Origin of the sequence: Variovorax sp. DXTD-1 (assembly GCF_003984625.1) — a bacterium.
GTDB lineage: Bacteria > Pseudomonadota > Gammaproteobacteria > Burkholderiales > Burkholderiaceae_C > Variovorax.
Window position 1 is genome coordinate 1 of record NZ_RWKH01000024.1, and the last position, 17,013, is coordinate 17,013.

General features: G+C 64.5%; 17 protein-coding genes. 3 read left to right on the forward strand and 14 right to left on the reverse strand.

The window, feature by feature from the left end; translation table 11 throughout:
- Window positions 1–75: 75 nt before the first annotated feature.
- Complete coding sequence (locus EJI00_RS20615; RefSeq protein WP_126749353.1) at window positions 76–381, forward strand: hypothetical protein; 306 nt, start codon at window positions 76–78, stop codon at window positions 379–381.
- On the opposite strand, the gene EJI00_RS20620 is transcribed toward EJI00_RS20615, so the two are convergent.
- Complete coding sequence (locus tag EJI00_RS20620; protein WP_126749354.1) at window positions 378–1,238, reverse strand: LysR family transcriptional regulator; 861 nt, start codon at window positions 1,236–1,238, stop codon at window positions 378–380. The two genes, EJI00_RS20615 and EJI00_RS20620, sit on opposite strands and share 4 nt — an antisense overlap.
- 120 nt (window positions 1,239–1,358) lie before the next feature.
- On the opposite strand from EJI00_RS20620, the gene EJI00_RS20625 reads away from it, so the two are divergent.
- Window positions 1,359–1,595 carry a hypothetical protein gene (locus tag EJI00_RS20625; RefSeq protein ID WP_126749355.1) on the forward strand — a complete coding sequence of 79 codons (237 nt, stop codon included), beginning with the start codon at window positions 1,359–1,361 and terminating at the stop codon, window positions 1,593–1,595.
- Between the two features lie 21 nt (window positions 1,596–1,616).
- Here EJI00_RS20625 and EJI00_RS20630 read toward each other — a convergent pair whose 3' ends face one another.
- The 11 genes from EJI00_RS20630 to oxc all read right to left on the reverse strand — a co-directional run bounded on the left by EJI00_RS20630 (window position 1,617) and on the right by oxc (window position 13,821).
- Window positions 1,617–2,564: a LysR family transcriptional regulator gene (locus tag EJI00_RS20630; protein WP_126749356.1), complete on the reverse strand. Its 948-nt coding sequence runs from the start codon at window positions 2,562–2,564 to the stop codon at window positions 1,617–1,619.
- A 68-nt stretch (window positions 2,565–2,632) separates the two neighbouring features.
- Window positions 2,633–4,048 (reverse strand): pyruvate kinase, encoded by a 1,416-nt coding sequence (gene pyk / locus EJI00_RS20635; protein ID WP_126749436.1) that lies wholly within the window; start codon window positions 4,046–4,048, stop codon window positions 2,633–2,635.
- A 65-nt stretch (window positions 4,049–4,113) separates the two neighbouring features.
- The gene (locus EJI00_RS20640; protein WP_126749357.1) at window positions 4,114–5,127 is read right to left on the reverse strand and encodes a 2-dehydropantoate 2-reductase; all 1,014 of its coding nucleotides are present in this window, start codon (window positions 5,125–5,127) and stop codon (window positions 4,114–4,116) included.
- Between the two features lie 41 nt (window positions 5,128–5,168).
- Entirely contained in the window at window positions 5,169–5,954 is a 786-nt protein-coding gene (locus EJI00_RS20645) for a fumarylacetoacetate hydrolase family protein (protein ID WP_126749358.1), read from the reverse strand.
- Window positions 5,955–5,997: 43 nt separating this feature from the next.
- Window positions 5,998–6,897, reverse strand: coding sequence for a succinate--CoA ligase subunit alpha (gene sucD, locus EJI00_RS20650; RefSeq protein WP_126749359.1), 900 nt, complete (start codon window positions 6,895–6,897; stop codon window positions 5,998–6,000).
- 334 nt (window positions 6,898–7,231) lie between these two features.
- A complete protein-coding gene (gene sucC / locus EJI00_RS20655) occupies window positions 7,232–8,404 on the reverse strand; it encodes an ADP-forming succinate--CoA ligase subunit beta (protein WP_126749360.1) in 1,173 nt (390 codons plus the stop codon).
- A gap of 7 nt (window positions 8,405–8,411) precedes the next feature.
- The gene (locus EJI00_RS20660; RefSeq protein WP_260590796.1) at window positions 8,412–8,795 is read right to left on the reverse strand and encodes a hypothetical protein; all 384 of its coding nucleotides are present in this window, start codon (window positions 8,793–8,795) and stop codon (window positions 8,412–8,414) included.
- Between the two features lie 150 nt (window positions 8,796–8,945).
- On the reverse strand, window positions 8,946–10,193 hold the full coding sequence (gene frc / locus EJI00_RS20665; RefSeq protein WP_126749361.1) for a formyl-CoA transferase: 1,248 nt from the start codon (window positions 10,191–10,193) through the stop codon (window positions 8,946–8,948).
- Window positions 10,193–10,630 (reverse strand): PAS domain-containing protein, encoded by a 438-nt coding sequence (locus EJI00_RS20670; protein WP_126749438.1) that lies wholly within the window; start codon window positions 10,628–10,630, stop codon window positions 10,193–10,195. Before EJI00_RS20670 ends, frc (EJI00_RS20665) begins: the two co-directional genes overlap by 1 nt.
- A 72-nt stretch (window positions 10,631–10,702) precedes the next feature.
- Window positions 10,703–11,974, reverse strand: a complete 1,272-nt coding sequence (gene frc, locus EJI00_RS20675; RefSeq protein WP_126749362.1) for a formyl-CoA transferase — start codon at window positions 11,972–11,974, stop codon at window positions 10,703–10,705.
- Between the two features lie 26 nt (window positions 11,975–12,000).
- On the reverse strand, window positions 12,001–13,821 hold the full coding sequence (oxc, locus tag EJI00_RS20680; RefSeq protein WP_126749363.1) for an oxalyl-CoA decarboxylase: 1,821 nt from the start codon (window positions 13,819–13,821) through the stop codon (window positions 12,001–12,003).
- A 156-nt stretch (window positions 13,822–13,977) separates the two neighbouring features.
- Here oxc and EJI00_RS20685 point away from each other — a divergent pair, with 156 nt between their 5' ends.
- Window positions 13,978–14,586: a Crp/Fnr family transcriptional regulator gene (locus tag EJI00_RS20685; RefSeq protein ID WP_015867259.1), complete on the forward strand. Its 609-nt coding sequence runs from the start codon at window positions 13,978–13,980 to the stop codon at window positions 14,584–14,586.
- Between the two features lie 25 nt (window positions 14,587–14,611).
- Here EJI00_RS20685 and EJI00_RS20690 read toward each other — a convergent pair whose 3' ends face one another.
- A complete protein-coding gene (locus EJI00_RS20690) occupies window positions 14,612–15,448 on the reverse strand; it encodes a cytidylate kinase family protein (protein WP_126749364.1) in 837 nt (278 codons plus the stop codon).
- Window positions 15,449–15,464: 16 nt separating this feature from the next.
- Entirely contained in the window at window positions 15,465–16,994 is a 1,530-nt protein-coding gene (locus EJI00_RS20695) for a tripartite tricarboxylate transporter permease (protein ID WP_126749365.1), read from the reverse strand.
- Window positions 16,995–17,013: the final 19 nt, after the last annotated feature.

A 17,013-nucleotide genomic window follows, 5' to 3' on the forward strand; every position in this document is an offset into this window, starting at 1 on the left:
TCCGGGTCTGCCGCCTTGACCGCGGCAATCGCCAGGGATAAGAATCATCTGCGCCCTCCAATACAAGGAACGACGATGCACGATGATGGAGACAAGGGCGAGTGTTCCCGGCTGGACCGTCAGAAGTACGACCCCCCTGGGTACTCGCGAACCACGTTCTTGCGCAACGCACTTCGCTGCGTGATTGCCGCCATTGCGGCGGGCGCCGCGGTGGCGTCCATCCCCTACTGGGGCGGCGATGACTTTCCGCTGATGGGCCTGATCGTCTACGTGGCCGGCATGGTGTTCATCGCCATGCCGCTGTGCCTTTACTACGAGTCGCTGCTCCAGTCGCACGAAGAGCGCGTGGAGCACGCAAGGCACACGCTCACGCCCACCTAGTCTGCGTTGGCAGGCTTGGTCTTCACCACCTGCCTGAGGCCCTGCAACGCGGGTTCGACAATGGCGACGTCCGCGCCCACCGCATACACCGCATAGGCCGGGTACAGAAACTCCGGCGTATTGGGCACCCTGCGCAGCCGGCCCGATTCGAGATGGCTGCGCACCACGTCGTGCCTGAAGTAGCCTGTGCCGCCCGCGGCCAGCAGATATTCGCGGCCGAGCGGCCCCAGCCCTGCCATCACCGCCGCATTCGAGAGCTCCGGAAACGCGAGGCCGTGCTGCGCCGCGAACTCCGGGCCCCAGTCCACGTACACATAGTCTGCAGGTTTGGGAACGCGCGGGCGTTGCGCGGTGGTGACCATGACGAGCTTTTCTTCGATGAGCAGCTCCACGCGCAGGCCGGGCCGCTGCTGCGGCGCATAGGCAATGGCAATGTCGAGCACGCCGGCCGCCACCTTGTCGAGCAGGTCGTGCGGAAAGCCGACTTCCGTGCGAATAGCCAACTGCGGCGCGGCGGTGCGCATCCACAGCAGCCATTGCAGCAGCAGCGGGTCCCACAAGCTGATCTCGCAGCCGATGGCGAGCACCGCGCGGCTGCCGCTTGGCACCGCGACTTGATGGCGCGCACGCTCCCATACCTGCACCAGCGTGGTGGCATGCGGCAAGAACTGCTCGCCTGCCGCGGTGAGCACCGCCCCCGCCTTGTTGCGCACGAAGAGCGGCCGGCCCAGCAGTTCTTCGAGCGTGCGCACACGCGCGCTCACCGAGGTCTGCGTCACGTGCAGCCGCTCGGCGGCTCGCTGGAAGCTGCGCGTATCCACGATTGCGAGAAAGGTCCGGGCCAGGTTGATGTCCATCTCGGCGCCTCCAGTTTCAATGCATTATTTTTGCATTCAAATGGCAATTAATATCGTTTTACTTGATCCGAACGCAGCCGGAAGATCGGGGCATCCAAAAAGCAACCAAGGAGCTTCCGAATGCCGACTCTTCGCCAACCGTTCCATGCCGCTTCTACCGAGAGCTTTGCCGATGCGTTCAAGGCGCTTGTCGACGAAGCGCTGATGCTCGGCGAGGCCCTGCTGAGCCCGAACAAGATCATCAGCGAGGTGGAGCAGATGCGTTCGCTGCAGGTTGCGGCGGACAACATCGAAGCCACCGATCCGGCGCAAGCCGAGGTGCTGCGCTCGCGCGCCTCGCGCATCGGCCTGCGCTGAGCCACTGGCGCCCTCGCGGCGTCAAGACTGCGGCGTGCCCTGCGAGGCCGACTCGAACGGCACGATCTGCGAAATGAGCGTCGGGCCATCGGCGAGCAGAAAGTCCTTGAAGGCTTGCGCCACTGGTGGCAGGCGCTTGGCGCGCCGGTGCACCACGTACCAGTTCAGCATCAGCGGAAAGCCCTGCACGTCGAGCACGCGCAGGCTGCCCGCGCGGGTTTCCTGGCTGATGGTGTGGGCCGAGACAAAGCTCACGCCCATGCCCGCGATGACGGCCTGCTTGATCGTTTCGGTGCTGCGGATCTCCATCGCGATGTTGATGCCGCTCAGGTCGCCGCCGAAGCCCTCTTCCATCGAATGCCAGGTGTCAGAGGCCTTTTCGCGCACCACAAAGGGCTCGCGCATCAGCCGGTTCAGCGGGATTCTCGGCACGCCCACCAGCGGATGGTTGGGCGCCGCAACGATCACATAGGGGTGCGGCGCGAAGGGCTGGTTGACCGTGTCCAGATCGGTCGGGGGCCGCACCATGATCGCCAGGTCGGTGAGGTTCTCCGCGATGTGGGTCATGAGCCCTTCGCGGTTGTGCACCGTGAAATTCAGCGTCACGCCGCGATGCCGGCTCGCGAACTCCACCAGGAGGCGCGGAAAGAAATAGTCGCCCGCGCTGATCACGCCCACGTTGAGCTTGCCGCCCGAGACACCGTTGAACTGCAGCATGGCGTTCTCGGCGGCCTCGAACTGCTGGATGATCGCGCGGCTGATCTGCAGCAGCTCGGTGCCCGCGGGGGTCAGGTAGATCTTCTTGCCGAACTGCTCGAAGAGCGCATTGCCCGCGTGTTCCTCGAGCTTGCGCACCTGCGTGGAAACGGCCGGCTGCGTGAGGTGAAGCTCTTCCGCCGCGCGCGAGAAGCTCAGCAGGCGCGCCACCGCTTCGAAGACTTTCAACTGGCGCAGGGTCGCGTGCTTCATTCGGAAAAAGGTGGCTGCTGCAAACGAGCGGGCATCGTACTTCGCACCAGGCCGCCCTGGAGAAAGGCCTAGGGTATTCGCGCGACGTGCAGCAGGTTCGTCGTTCCCGAAAGTCCGAACGGAAGGCCGGCCACCACCACGACATCGCTGCCCGTGCTTGCAAACCCTTCGGCGCACGCCACGCGGCAGGCGCACTCGATCATCTCGGCCACGTCGTGCACGTCCTCGACCTGCACCGCATGCGTGCCCCACACCATGGCCATGCGCCGGGCGGTCGCAATGTCGGGCGTCAGGCTCAGGATGGGAACCGCCGGCCGCTCGCGCGCGGCACGCATGCTGGTAAAGCCTGACGATGTGTAGGTGACGGTGGCAGCGGGCGCCAGCAGCGCGGCCACCTGGCGCATCGAAGCGCACACCGCATCGGCCGTGGTCGAGAGCGAGGCCTCGTGCGTGGCATCGATGCCGATGCGGTAGGACGCGTCGGCTTCCACGCGCGAGATGATGCGGTCCATCATGGCCACGGCCTCGAGCGGGTACTTGCCGGAGGCGGATTCGGCGGAGAGCATCACCGCGTCCACACCGTCGTAGACAGCGGTTGCAACGTCGGACACTTCGGCGCGCGTGGGCACCGGCGCGGCAATCATCGACTCGAGCATTTGCGTGGCCACCACCACCGGCTTGCCGCGCTTGCGGCAGGCGCGCACGATGAGGCGCTGCAGCTCGGGCACGCGCTCGGGCGGCAGCTCCACGCCCAGGTCGCCGCGCGCCACCATGACGCCGTCGCACAGGTCCACGATGGCGTCCAGATGGTCGATGGCCGCGGGCTTCTCGAGCTTGGCCATGATCCATGCGCGGTTGCCGATGATGGCGCGCGCCTCTTCGATGTCTTCGGGGCGCTGCACGAACGAAAGCGCCACCCAGTCCACGCCCATTGCCAGGCCGCAGGCCAGGTCGTCCAGGTCCTTGGGCGTGAGCGGCGAAATCGGCAGCAGCACGCTCGGCACGTTGACGCCCTTGCGGTCCGAGATGGGTCCGCCGACGAGCACCGTGGTTTCGGCGAAGTCGGCGCCGTAGCTGTCCACGCGCAGCCGCAGCTTGCCGTCGTCGAGCAGCAGCTCGGTGCCGACCTGCAGCGCCGCGAAGATCTCGGAATGCAGCAGCGGTGCGCGGCGCGCATTGCCACTCGTCTTGTCCATGTCGAGCCGGAAGCGCGCGCCCGCGTCGAGCTGCGTGCGCCCGCCTTCGAAAGTGCCCAGCCGCAGCTTGGGCCCTTGCAGGTCGAGCAGCACGCCGATGGGCCGGCCGAACTCCGCCTCGAGCCGGCGGATGGTGTCGAGCCGGCGCGCATGGTCGTGTTGCGTGCCGTGGCTGAAGTTGAGCCGGAACACATCCACACCGCGTTCGAACAGGGCACGAATGGCCGGCTCGTCGGTGGTGGCGGGGCCCAGGGTGGCCACGATCTTCGCGCTGCGTGTACGTCGCATCATCCGTTCCATTTCATTGATCACAGCGCACACATGCTGCGCAAAATCGCCCAGCCCGAGTGGTGCTAGCCGGCCATCTCTTGAAGGCAAACCCGGCCGCGCTGCTCTTCCATGGTACGCGCCAGCAATTTGACGAGCGCATACACGGTGTCGATGTGCGGCGTGGGGGTTTCGGTGAGCCGCGCCAGTTCGACCACGGCGCCCACCAGCGCATCGATCTCGGGCGCGCGCCCTGCCTCGACGTCCTGCAGCATCGAGGTCTTGTGCTTGCCCACTTTCTCGGCGCCGGCAATTCGCTTGTCGAGCGTCACGCGAAACTCGATGCCGAGCTTGTGGGCCACGGCCTGCGCCTCCTGCATCATTGCGGCGGCCAGCTCGCGCGACGGCGGGTACTGGCAGATGTCGACCAGCGTGGAGTGCGAGAGGCTGCTGATCGGGTTGAAGGTCAGGTTGCCCCAGAGCTTGAGCCAGATTTCAGAGCGGATGTTGTCGAGCACCGGCGCCTTGAATCCGGCCGCGGTGAAGCAGGCCGAGACGCGGTTCACACGCTCGCTCGAAGAGCCGTCGAGCTCGCCGACGGGAAAGCGGTCGCCTTCGATGTGCTTCACCACGCCAGGCGCCATCAGCTCCGAGGCCGGGTACACCACGCAGCCGATCACGCGCTCGGCCGGAATCCTTGCGGCCACCACGCCCGTGGGGTCGACACTGCGCACGGGCGTGCCCGCCAATGCCCCGCCATGGTTGTGGAAGTACCAGAAGGGAATGCCGTTCTGCATGGTGACGACGACGGTCTCGGGCCCGAAGAGCTTGGGCACATCGTTCGCCACGGCCTCGACCTGGTGCGCCTTCATCGCCAGGATGACGATGTCCTGCGGACCCGCCTGGTCGTAGCGGTCGGTGGCCTTTGCATTGAGCGCCACCTGCTCGGTGCCATCGGCCCCGATGAGCTTGAAGCCGTTGGTGGCAATGGCGTCGAGATTCTTTCCGCGCACGATGAACGTCACGTCCTCGCCGGCCAGGGCGAGCTTTGCGCCCACCAGGCCGCCAATGGCGCCCGCTCCGATGACTGCTATCTTCATGTCGATCCCCAAGTTGTTGATTCTTTGCGCGCGGGCAGACATCAGCCGAAGCGGTTGCCGAGCCTGCCGATGCCGCCGATCTCCACCTCGACAAGGCTGCCGGGCTTCATCGAACCGACGCCGATGGAAGTGCCGCACAGGATCACGTCGCCGGGGTACAGCGTCATGTCGAGGGAGATCAGGCTCACGAGTTGCTGGACCGAAAAGCGCATGTCGCTGATCGGATAGTTCTGGCGCACCTCGCCGTTGAGCAGCGTGGTCACGGTCAGCGTGGCGGGGTCGAGGCCGGTGGCGACCACCGGGCCCATCGGGCAGAAGGTGTCGAAGCCCTTGGCGCGCACCCACTGCGCGAAGGAAGCGTCGCGATTCAGTATGTCGGCCACCGTCACATCGTTGGCGCAGGTGTAGCCGAACACATGGCCAAGCGCCTCGGCCTCGGGCACGGCGGTACAGGTCTTGCCGATGACGATGCCGAGTTCGCCTTCGAACACCACCTTGCCGTCGCACAGGGGCTTGCGGATGTCCGCGCCGGGTGCGAGATAGGAGTTGGGAGCCTTCAGCAAATACAGTGGCTCCGCCGGCACCGGCAGCTGGAGCTTTTCGCCGAGCGCGTGAAAGTTGTTCCACAGCGCGATGACCTTGGTGGGCTCGGTGGGCGTGAGGAGCCGCACGCCGGAAAGCACGAACACACGGCCGGTGGGCTCGGGGCGGTCGAACATGTTGCCGCGGTGCTCGTGCACGGTGTCGCCTTCGAGCGTGCCGAAGCCGGTTTCACCGCCGTGTTCGAAACGGACCCATCGCTGCTGTTGCTGTGCTTGCTGCTGCATGTCGTGCCTTCCTTGATATCTGTTGGAATGGTTTCTTCAGGGCTCAGTCGAAAGGCAGGTAGTCGGGAACCACGAGCGACGCGAGGAGCTTTCCCATTTCGGCGGGGTTGTCGGTCACGTGAATGCCGCACTCCTTCATGACCGCGAGCTTTTCCTGCGCGGTGCCCTTGCCCCCGGACACGATGGCGCCCGCATGGCCCATGCGCTTGCCGGGCGGTGCGCTGGCACCGGCAATGAAGCCGACCACGGGCTTTTGCATGTGGTCCTTGATCCAGCGCGCGCAGATCTCTTCGTCGTTGCCGCCGATTTCGCCGACCATGATCACGGCGTCGGTGCGAGGATCGTCGTTGAACATCTTGAGCACGTCGATGTGCCGCAGCCCGCCGACGGGGTCGCCGCCGATGCCGACCACGGTCGACTGCCCGATGCCGAAGCTCGCAAGCTGGCTCGCGGCCTCGTAGGTCAGCGTGCCCGAGCGGGACACCACGCCGATGCGGCCCTTCTGGTGGATGTGGCCGGGCATGATCCCGATCTTGATCTCGTCGGGCGTGATGAGGCCGGGGCAATTGGGGCCGAGCAGGAGGGTCTTGCTACCCTCCATGCGGCGCCGTGTGCGGATCATGTCGCGCACCGGAATGCCTTCGGTAATGCACACGACAAGATCGAGCCCGGCATCGACAGCCTCGTCGATGGCAGCGGCGGCGAAGGGCGGCGGCACGTAGATGACGGAAACGGTTGCGCCGGTTTCGGCCTTGGCTTCTTTCACGGTGCCGAACACGGGAATGCCGTCGAAGGTCTTGCCGGCCTTGTTGGGGTTGACTCCGGCGACGAAGCATTTCTGGCCGTGGCCGTAGTCACGGCACATGGCGGTGTGGAACTGTCCTGTCTTGCCGGTGATGCCTTGGGTAATCACGCGGGTGTGCTTGTTGACGAGGATCGACATCTTCAGCTCTCCACCTTGCGTTGCTTGTGTTCTTGGCGCTGCTGTTCAGGGCGTGTGCAAAGGCCACCGGGTACTCCCCTCCGCGAATGTCCCCCGCCTTCGGCTCCTCCTTTATTTCGCTGCGCGGAGCACCCGATGCCCTGTGCACTGGGGCACGCTGCTGGTGCACCGCTGATCAACGACCGCTCTTTGCAACGCACCCGCTGGCGGGGTGCCTTGCGCAGCGAAATAAAGGAGGAGGGGCGCAGCCCCGGGGGACATTCGCGGAGAAAGGTACCCCGTCGGCGGGTGCGCCGCCCTGAACGCACGACCCGGCAAATCAAGCAGTGACCCTTCATCGAGCCCCCCGACGAGCCGCAGCCACAACCGTCTGAGCCGCATCCGCCATGTCGTTGGCAGAAATGATCGGAAGCCCCGATTGCCCGAGGATGGTTCGCCCCAAGGTTTCGTTGGTGCCCTTCATGCGCACCACGAGCGGCACCGACAGCTCGACCTCGCGCGCCGCGGCGACGATGCCGCGCGCAATCACGTCGCATTTCATGATGCCGCCGAAGATGTTGACCAGGATGGCCCGCAGGTTCGGGTTGCGCAGCATGAGCTTGAAGGCTTCGGTCACCTTCGCGGCCGTGGCGCCGCCGCCCACGTCGAGAAAATTGGCCGGCGATCCGCCGTAGAGCTTGATCGCGTCCATCGTGGCCATTGCCAGCCCTGCGCCATTCACCAGGCAACCGATGTCGCCCTCGAGCTGAATGTAGGAAAGGTCGAACTTCGAAGCTTCCACCTCGGCCGGGTCTTCCTCGTCGAAGTCGCGCATCGCGGCGATCTCCGGTTGGCGGAAGAGCGCGTTGGGATCGAAGTTGAACTTGGCGTCCAGCGCCATCACGCGGCCGTCGCGCGTCAGCACCAGCGGGTTGATCTCTGCCAGCGATGCGTCGCAGGCATCGAAGGCCTGGTAGAGGCTTTGCACCAGCGTGCGCACCTGCAGCATCGACTTTCCGGAAAAGCCGATGTCGCGCGCCAGGCTGTCGGCTTCGGTGGCCTTCACGCCCGTGGCGGGGTCGATGAACAGCTTGCGGATTTTTTCCGGGGTGCGCGCCGCTACCTCTTCGATGTCCATGCCGCCTTCGCTCGACGCCATCAGCGCGACGCGGCGCGATTCCCGGTCGACCACCATGCCGAGATAGAACTCCTTCTCGACCTCGACGCTCTCCTCGACCAGCAGGCGCCTCACCACACGGCCTTGCGGGCCGGTCTGATGCGTTTTCAATGTCATGCCCAACAGCTCGTTCGCATGGCGCCGCACTTCGGCCGGTGACCATGCGAGCCGGACACCGCCGCCCTTGCCGCGGCCGCCGGCATGAATCTGCGCCTTGACCACCCAGGCCCGGCCACCGAGCCGCGTGGCGGCATCGGCTGCCTCGTCGGGCGAAAAGCATGCATATCCACGCGGCGTGGGCACGCCGTATTTGCGCAATACGTCTTTGCCTTGGTATTCGTGGATATTCATGGCAATTTCAGGCGCCGAGTTCGGCGCCGCGGCTTTCGGCCCAATTGAAATAGCGCTTTTTCATGGCGCCGGCTTCGAGCTCCCGCTTTTGATGCTCTTCCTTCTTCTGCTCGATCACTTCAGCCAAAAATTTGGCGTCGTAGGCGCGCAGAAGATGCGGCTGGTGGTCGGCCAGGTAATTGCACACGCGCTCGATGCCGTCTTGGCTCTGGCGCAGCAACTGGCAGTAGATTTCGCGGTCCCAATGCCAGCGGAACCCCAATTCATAGAACGCCGCGTTGTAGGCATTGCGTTCCGTTTCACTGCTCCAATATTGAATCGGCAAATCATCGATCATGAAATTTCTCCTAGAAATTGAACGCCGTGCGGCAAATGTCTTGCGTGTCGGCATGATCAAAATGTAGATTCAATGATCGATAAATAATAGTTAAACTATTTTATTGAATGCATTCACGATAAGTTATATATAAATTGGTGCGAATTTCCATTGCGAAAGAATTCGCATCCGCGGTTCCTCAGCCTTCAAAAGCAGCGTTTCAGCTCAGATCACGCCCTCGGCGCGCAGCGCCGCAACGTCGCCCGCCGTGTAGCCGAGCTGCGTCAGCACTTCTTCGGTGTGCTCGCCGAGAAGCGGCGAACGCGTCACTTCGGTCGGGCTGTCGGACATCTTGATCGGGTTGCCCACCGTCAGATACTTGCCGCGAGTGGGGTGGTCCACCTCGACGATGGTTCCGGTCTCGCGCAGCGACTCGTCGGCGGCAATTTCCTTCATTGAAAGAATCGGCCCGCACGGAATGTCGTACTGGTTGAGGATGTCCATGGCCTCGAACTTGGTCTTGGTCATGGTCCATTGCTCGATGCGCGCGAAGATCGGCTTCAGGTGCAGCAGGCGCGCCGCCGGCGTGGCATAGGCCTCGTCGTTGATCCAGCCTTCTTCGCCGATGACCTTGCACACCGCGGGCCACACTGCCCCTTGAGTGATGAAGTAGATGTACGCGTTGGGGTCGGTCTCCCAGCCCTTGCACTTGAGAATGGAGCCCGGCTGGCCGCCGCCCGAGGCGTTGCCCGCGCGCGGCACCGCGTCGCCGAATTTGCCGTCGGGGTACTGCGGGTACTCGTGCATGGTGCCGGTGCGCTCCAGGCGCTGCTGGTCGCGCATCTTCACGCGGCAGAGGTTCAGCACCGCGTCCTGCATGGGCGCAAGCACCTGCTGGCCGCGGCCCGTGCTGTTGCGCTGGTAGAGCGCCGCCACGATGCCCAGCGCCAGGTGCAGGCCGGTCCCGCTGTCGCCGATCTGCGCGCCCGTGACCACCGGCGGTCCGTCTTCGAAACCCGTGGTCGACGCCGCGCCGCCCGCGCATTGCGCCACGTTTTCGTACACCTTGCAATGTTCGTACTTGCCGGGGCCAAAGCCCTTGACGGAGGCCACGATCATGCGCGGGTTGAGCTCCTGGATGTGGGCCCAGGTAATGCCCATGCGGTCGAGCGCGCCGGGCGCGAAGTTTTCCACCAGCACGTCGCAGGTCTTGATCAGCGAGTCGAGCACCTGCTTGCCCTTGGGCTTCTTGGTGTCCAGCGTGATCGAGCGCTTGTTGTGGTTCAGCATCGTGAAGTAGAGGCTGTCCACACCGGGGATGTCACGCAGCTGCGCGCGTGTTGCGTCGCCTTCGCCGGCACGCTCCACCTTGATCACGTCGGCGCCGAACCACGCCAGCAGCTGGGTGCAGGTGGGGCCGGACTGGACATGGGTGAAGTCGAGAATGCGAACGCCCTCAAGTGCCTTGCTCATCAGCTGTCTCCTTTGATCGTGGTCTCTGCTTCTTGCAGTCGAGCGCGCAATTTACGCTCTTCGGCAAAGCGGGCGGTTTCGTCTCGCACGATGGCAACGATGCCCGTGACCTCGCGATCCTCCGAGAACAGCATCGACACCGTGAAGGCGATCGACAGCGTGTGCCCGTCCTTGTGCAGCGCCGGTACGCGCAGCAGGTCGGCTCCGTACTTGGTGATGCCGGTTTCCATGGTCTTGTGGTAACCGTCCCAGTGGCGCTGGCGCTGCCGCTGGGGAATGATCATGTCGAGCGACTGGCCCAGTGCCTCGGCTTCGGTAAAGCCGAAGATCCGCTCGGCGGCGCGGTTCCAGAGCGTGATCGCCCCTTTCGCATCGCACACCATGATCGCGTCGCCGGCGCCTTCGACGAGCTGTTTCAAATCCACGTTCGCTTGCATGTTTACCTCTGGCGCTTCATGTCGACTTTCCAGCCCGCCCGTCGTCAAACGGGCGAGGCTGGGGTGGGTCCGCTACACGGCTTTTGCTTCTTTCAGGTTGTCGATCTGTTGCTTGGTGTAGCCCAGTTCCGCCAGCACCTCGTCAGTGTGCTCGCCCAGCAGCGGCGAGGCGGTGACCTCGGGCTGGAGGTCCGAGAACTTGATCGGGCTGCCGATGGTCCAGTAGCTGCCGCGCTCCTTGTGCGGCACTTCGACGATCGAGCCGCTCTTGCGCAGCGACTCGTCGTGCAGCAGTTCCTTCATCGACAGCACCGGGGCGCAAGGAATGTCGTGTTTGCGGAAGATGTCCACCGCCTCGAACTTGGTCTTGTCCTTGATGAAGTCCTCGATGGTCGCGAAGATCTGGTCGATGTGCGGCTGGCGGGCCTTGGGGGTCATGTAGTCCGGGTCGGTCTTCCACTCGGGCTTGCCGAGCGCGTCGCAGATCGGGTCCCAGGCGTGGCCCTGCACGGTGAAGTAGATGTAGGCGTTGGGGTCGGTCTGCCAGCCCTTGCACTTCAGGATCCAGCCCGGTTGGCCGCCGCCGCCGGCATTGCCGCCGCGCGGCACCACCTTGTCCTTGAAGGCGTCCATCTCGTGCGGGTACTGCGGGTATTCCTCCAGGTAGCCCACGCTGTCCAGGCGCTGCTGGTCGCGCATCTTCACGCGGCACAGGTTGAGCACGGCATCCTGCATCGAGCAGGCCACCTTCTGGCCCTTGCCGGTCTGCTGGCGACCGATGATGGCCGTCAGGATGCCGATGGCCAGGTGCATGCCGGTGTTGGAGTCGCCCAGTGCGGCCGCCGAGATCGTCGGGGCGGAGTTTTCGCCCTTCCACCAGCCGGTGGTGGAGGCGGCGCCGCCAGCGCACTGCGCCACGTTCTCGTACACCTTCAGGTCCTCGTAGTGGTGGCCGTCGCTGAAGCCCTTGACCGAGGCGACGATCATCTTGGGGTTCAGTTCCTGGATGCGCGCCCAGGTGAAGCCCATGCGGTCCAACGCGCCGGGACCGAAGTTCTCGACCAGCACGTCGGATTCGCGGATCATCTTTTCCAGCACCGCCTTGCCCTCGGGCTTCTTGGTGTCCAGCGTGATCGAGCGCTTGTTGCTGTTCAGCATGGTGAAGTACAGCGCGTCGACGTTCGGGATGTCGCGCAGTTGGCTGCGGGTGACGTCGCCGGCGCCCGGGCGCTCGACCTTGATGACGTCGGCACCGAACCAGGCCAGCATCTGCGTACAGGCCGGACCGGCTTGCACGTGCGTGAAGTCGATGATCTTGATGCCGTTGAGGGGTTTGTTGCTCATATGAGGTTCTCCTTGATGATGCTGGGTTACTTCTTCTTCGCCGTGCTGGGGTTCAGACTGGTGATGCGGCCGCTTTCGGTGCCGGCGGTCTCGTCGATCACGGCGTTGATCAGGGTCGGACGGCGCGAGGCGACGGCTTCGGCCAGGGCCTTCTGCAGTTCATCCGCGGTGGTGGCATTGACGCCCACGCCGCCGAAGGCTTCCATCAGCTTGTCGTAGCGCGCGTTCTTCACGAACACGGTGGGCGCCACGTCGGGCGTGCCGCTCACGTTCACGTCGGTGCCGCGGTAGACGCCGTTGTTGTTGAACACGATGATGCAGATCGGCAGGTTGTAGCGGCAGATGGTTTCCACCTCCATGCCGCTGAAGCCGAAGGCGCTGTCGCCCTCGATGGCGATCACCGGCTTGTCGGTGACCACCGCGGCCGCAACGGCAAAGCCCATGCCGATGCCCATGATTCCCCAGGTGCCCACGTCGAGGCGCTTGCGCGGCTCGTACATGTCGACGATGCTGCGCGCGAAGTCGAGCGTGTTGGCGCCTTCGTTCACCACAATGGCGTCGGGCCGAGTCTTCACCTGGTCGCGAATCACGCTCAGCGCGCTGTGGAAGTTCATCGGCGACGGACGCGCGGCCAGCGTGGCGGCCATCTTCGACAGGTTCTTGTCCTTGCGCTCGGCGATGGCACCGGTCCATTCGGCCGGCGGCTTGGCCCACTTGGCATCGACGCCCGCGAGCAGTGCCGCCACGCAGGAGCCGATGTCGCCGATCACCGGCGCGGCAATCGCCACGTTGCTGTCGATTTCGGTCGGCGCAATGTCGATCTGGATGAACTGCTTGGCACCCTTCTCCTGTCCCCAGGTCTTGCCCTTGCCATGCGAGAGCAGCCAGTTGAGGCGCGCACCGACCAGCATGACCACGTCGGCCTCCTGCAGCACGTAGGAGCGCGCGGCCGCGGCCGACTGCTCGTGCGTGTCGGGCAGCAGGCCCTTGGCCATCGACATCGGCAGGTAGGGAATGCCGGTCTTCTCGATCAATGCGCGGATGTCGACATCGGCCTGTGCGTAGGCTGCGCCCTTGCCGAGCAGGATCAGCGGCTTCTTCGCACCCTTGAGCAGGTCGAGCGCGCGCTTGACTGCGTCAGGCGCCGGAATCTGGCGCGGTGCCGGGTCGACCACCTTGATGAGCGACCTGCGGCCGGCTTCGGCGTCCATGGTCTGCGCGAACAGCTTGGCCGGCAGGTCCAGGTACACGCCGCCCGGGCGGCCCGACAGGGCCGAGCGGATGGCCCGCGCAATGCCCACGCCGATGTCTTCGGCATGCAGCACGCGGAAGGCGGCCTTGCACAGCGGCTTGGCGATTGCGAGCTGGTCCATCTCTTCGTAGTCGCCCTGCTGCAGATCGACGATCTCGCGCTCGCTCGAGCCGCTGATGAGAATCATCGGGAAGCAGTTGGTGGTGGCGTTCGCCAGCGCCGTCAGGCCGTTCAGGAAACCGGGCGCCGACACCGTCAGGCAGATGCCCGGTTTCTGGGTGAGAAAACCGGCGGCGGCGGCAGCGTTGCCCGCATGCTGCTCGTGGCGGAACGAGATGACGCGCAGGCCTTCTGCCTGTGCCATGCGGGTCAGGTCGGTGATCGGGATGCCCGGAAGGCCGAAGATGGTGTCGATATCGTTCAGCTTCAGCGCATCGATGACCAGGTGGAAGCCGTCGATCGTGGTGTCGTGCGCCTCTTCCGGGGGTTGCTTGAGTGCGAGCACGACCGCGTCGCCTTCGGCAGCCTTGTTCTTTGGCTTGAGGGCGTCGTCGAGGGTCGTGGATGCCTCTTTATCCGTTCTTACTGAAGACATGTCTCTCCTTCTTGCTTGGGTGAATGGCCGAGGCCCGAGCCGGGACTATGATTCGGGGCATGTCTTTCGGGCGTTGACCTCGGTCAACTTTCCGGAAAACGGCACCAGCCAGATGAACCAGAAGTTGTTGTTGCGAATTCGAGCAAGACGGGACCCATGACTTTGTTGGAAAACCATCCGGAGAAAAACATCATTCGCGCGCAGCTGCGGCAGAACATCCTTCTCAAGGACCTGAGCGAAAGCGAACGCGCCGAGCTGGAAACCCATCTCGTCATCGTGGACGGCAACAAGGGCGACTTTCTGCTGCACCAGGGCGTGCGCGAGATGGAGCAGTACTTCATCCTCGACGGCATCCTCAAGCGGGTGGTGAGCAACCCCGAGGGCAAGGAAATGATCCTGCGCTTTGCCGATGCGCACGACATGGAAACGAGCTATGCGGCCCTGCGGCTGGGGACGCCCACGCCCTACGGCATCGTGTGCGTCACCAAGGCCCGGGTGGCCAGTCTGCCGCTGAAGGAGTGGATCGCGTTCCTGGACCGCCACCCCGAGACCAAGGAGCTGTTCGAATACTGCGTGATGCGTGGCATGAGCGAAATCATGGCGCACACCATCACGCTGCATCTGCTCGATGCACCCGGGCGCGTGCACCGATTCATGCGCAAGCACCCCGAGTTGGAAGACCGCATTCCCAGCAAGGAGCTTGCGTCGTATCTCAACCTCTCCGCAGAGACCCTTAGCCGCCTGCGCAAGCGCGGGAAGATCTAGGCAGGCGCGCAGTCGCGCGCGGTATTCAGGTCTGCTTGGACGATGCGAAGCGGCGTGGAACGGTCATGAGGCGCAGCGCGTTGTCCACGCTGCTTACGCCGCCCACCTTGGAGGCCACGTCCTCCGTAAGCGCGCGTTCTTCCGCATTGAGAACGATGCCGCTCAGCTTTACCTCGCCCTGGTCGGCCTCGACGGTCACGCGGATGTCGCTGGTCGCCTCGTTGTCCTTCAGCGCCGACTTCACGCGCGCCGCAAGCGTCATGTTGGCCAGCAACGCGCGCGAGGCCGGTGTTTCGGCAAACTCCGGGCGCTCCACCAGCGAGCGGATCTGCGCCACGCAGCTGTCCACCGAGATGCGATCGGTGTTGAGCACCAGGTCGTAGAGCACCGGGTCGCCCCATGTCACGCCGAACTGCGCGTGCATGCGCGCGGCGTGCGCGTCGTCGCTGCGCCGGATCTCGGCCTCGGCAAACTCGGCGTCGTCGGTTTCCAGGTGCGCCATCAGCCATTCGACGCGCTTCTTCATCGAGCGGGTGATGCGCACGCACACCACGTGCGGCACAGGCCGCAGCAGGCAGGTGGCGCCCCAGCCGCGCAGCACCACGTTGCCGCGGTCCGCCAGTGCAAAGAGTTCTTCGGCCGTGTAGAGCGCAAGGCTGCGCTTGTCGGCGGTGAGCCGTTCGACAAAGCCGGCCTTGCCGTCGCGCAGGCGGCCGATGAAGCTGGTCGGTACCTGCATGCGGTCGGCCACGCGCTCGATGGTCTCGTGGCGCATGATCTCGAGGCCGAGCTGCTCGGCAAGGCGCTGCGACACGTCCTTGGCGAGGGAGCCCATCTCCTGGGTGAGTGCAATCACTGGCATGTTGGTTGTTCTCCGATCAATCCACGGGCCGCTCGACGGCAAACTCGTCCGGCTTCTTCGGCTTGATGAAGGCCAGCACCTTGGAGATCAGCGGCCAGAACAGCAGCACCAGCGCCAGGGTGGTGATGCCACCGACCAGCGGGTTCGAGAACATGATCATCACGTCGCCCTGCGAGACCAGCATGGCCTGGCGGAACGAGTCTTCGGCCTTGTCGCCGAGCACCAGTGCCAACACCAGCGGCGCCAGCGGGAAGTCGAGCTTCTTGAACAGATACCCCACCACGCCGAAGCCGAGCATGAACCAGATGTCGAGCATCGCGTTGTGCACCGTGTAGGCGCCAATGGCGCAGATCACGATGATCACCGGCGCAATGATCGAGAACGGAATGCGCAGGATCGAGGCGAACAGCGGCACCGTGCTCAGCACCACGATGAGGCCGACGATGTTGCCCAGGTACATGCTGGCGATGAGGCCCCAGACGAAGTCCTTCTGCTCGACGAACAGCAGCGGCCCGGGCTGCAGGCCCCAGATCAGCAAGCCGCCCAGCAGCACCGCGGCCGTGGGAGAACCCGGAATGCCGAGCGCCAGCATCGGCAGCAATGCGCTGGTGCCGGCGGCGTGGGCCGCGGTCTCGGGCGCAACCACGCCTTCCATTTGCCCGGTGCCAAACTTGGAGCCGCGCTTGGACATTTTCTTGGCCAGGCCGTAGGCCATGAACGAAGCCGGGGTGGCGCCGCCGGGCGTGATGCCCATCCAGATGCCGATGAGCGAACTGCGCAGCGACGTGACCCAGTATTGCGGCAGCTGCTTCCAGGTCTGCAGCACCACCTTCGGATCGATCTTCGCGCTCTTGCCGGAGAACTTGAGGCCCTCTTCCATCGACAGCAGGATTTCGCCGATGCCGAACAGGCCGATCACCGCAATCAGGAAGTCGAAGCCGCGCATCAGCTCGGGCTGGCCGAACGTGAGCCGCAGCTGGCCCGTGACCGTGTCCATGCCCACGCTCGCCAACGCAAAGCCGAGCGCCATCGACGCCAGGATCTTGAACGGCGACCCCTTGCCCATTCCCACGAAGCTGCAGAAGGTAAGCAGGTACACCGCAAAGAATTCGGGCGAGCCGAACTTCAGCGCGAACTTGGCCACCAGCGGCGCGAGGAAGGTGATCATGATCACCGCCAGCAGCGCGCCGATGAACGACGAGGTGAACGCCGTGGTGAGCGCCGCGCCCGCATTGCCCTGCTGCGCCATCGGGTAGCCGTCGAAGGTGGTGGCCACCGACCACGGCTCGCCCGGTATGTTGAACAGAATGGAGGTGATGGCACCGCCGAACAGCGCCCCCCAGTAGATGCACGACAGCATGATGATCGCCGAGGTGGGCGACATCGTGAACGTGAGGGGCAGCAGAATGGCCACGCCGTTGGCGCCGCCGAGCCCCGGGAGCACGCCGATCAGTACCCCCAGGATGATGCCGACGAACATCAGGCCGATGTTCATGGGGGTGAGGATCACCGAGAAGCCCTGCAGCAGGGCGCTGATTTCTTCCATTTCGCGTTTGCTCCGTGAA

What these genes read in the sequence shown, in the direction of transcription:
- EJI00_RS20625 (WP_126749355.1), top strand. Translation starts at nt 1,359, where the DNA reads ATGCCGACTCTTCGCCAACCGTTCCATGCCGCTTCTACCGAGAGCTTT.
- sucD (WP_126749359.1), bottom strand. Translation starts at nt 6,897, where the DNA reads ATGTCGATCCTCGTCAACAAGCACACCCGCGTGATTACCCAAGGCATC.
- EJI00_RS20640 (WP_126749357.1), bottom strand. Translation starts at nt 5,127, where the DNA reads ATGAAGATAGCAGTCATCGGAGCGGGCGCCATTGGCGGCCTGGTGGGC.
- EJI00_RS20695 (WP_126749365.1), bottom strand. Translation starts at nt 16,994, where the DNA reads ATGGAAGAAATCAGCGCCCTGCTGCAGGGCTTCTCGGTGATCCTCACC.
- frc (WP_126749361.1), bottom strand. Translation starts at nt 10,193, where the DNA reads ATGAGCAAGGCACTTGAGGGCGTTCGCATTCTCGACTTCACCCATGTC.
- EJI00_RS20645 (WP_126749358.1), bottom strand. Translation starts at nt 5,954, where the DNA reads ATGCAGCAGCAAGCACAGCAACAGCAGCGATGGGTCCGTTTCGAACAC.
- sucC (WP_126749360.1), bottom strand. Translation starts at nt 8,404, where the DNA reads ATGAATATCCACGAATACCAAGGCAAAGACGTATTGCGCAAATACGGC.
- EJI00_RS20690 (WP_126749364.1), bottom strand. Translation starts at nt 15,448, where the DNA reads ATGCCAGTGATTGCACTCACCCAGGAGATGGGCTCCCTCGCCAAGGAC.
- pyk (WP_126749436.1), bottom strand. Translation starts at nt 4,048, where the DNA reads ATGCGACGTACACGCAGCGCGAAGATCGTGGCCACCCTGGGCCCCGCC.
- frc (WP_126749362.1), bottom strand. Translation starts at nt 11,974, where the DNA reads ATGAGCAACAAACCCCTCAACGGCATCAAGATCATCGACTTCACGCAC.
- EJI00_RS20630 (WP_126749356.1), bottom strand. Translation starts at nt 2,564, where the DNA reads ATGAAGCACGCGACCCTGCGCCAGTTGAAAGTCTTCGAAGCGGTGGCG.
- EJI00_RS20685 (WP_015867259.1), top strand. Translation starts at nt 13,978, where the DNA reads ATGACTTTGTTGGAAAACCATCCGGAGAAAAACATCATTCGCGCGCAG.
- EJI00_RS20660 (WP_260590796.1), bottom strand. Translation starts at nt 8,795, where the DNA reads ATGCCGACACGCAAGACATTTGCCGCACGGCGTTCAATTTCTAGGAGA.
- EJI00_RS20670 (WP_126749438.1), bottom strand. Translation starts at nt 10,630, where the DNA reads ATGCAAGCGAACGTGGATTTGAAACAGCTCGTCGAAGGCGCCGGCGAC.
- EJI00_RS20620 (WP_126749354.1), bottom strand. Translation starts at nt 1,238, where the DNA reads ATGGACATCAACCTGGCCCGGACCTTTCTCGCAATCGTGGATACGCGC.
- EJI00_RS20615 (WP_126749353.1), top strand. Translation starts at nt 76, where the DNA reads ATGCACGATGATGGAGACAAGGGCGAGTGTTCCCGGCTGGACCGTCAG.
- oxc (WP_126749363.1), bottom strand. Translation starts at nt 13,821, where the DNA reads ATGTCTTCAGTAAGAACGGATAAAGAGGCATCCACGACCCTCGACGAC.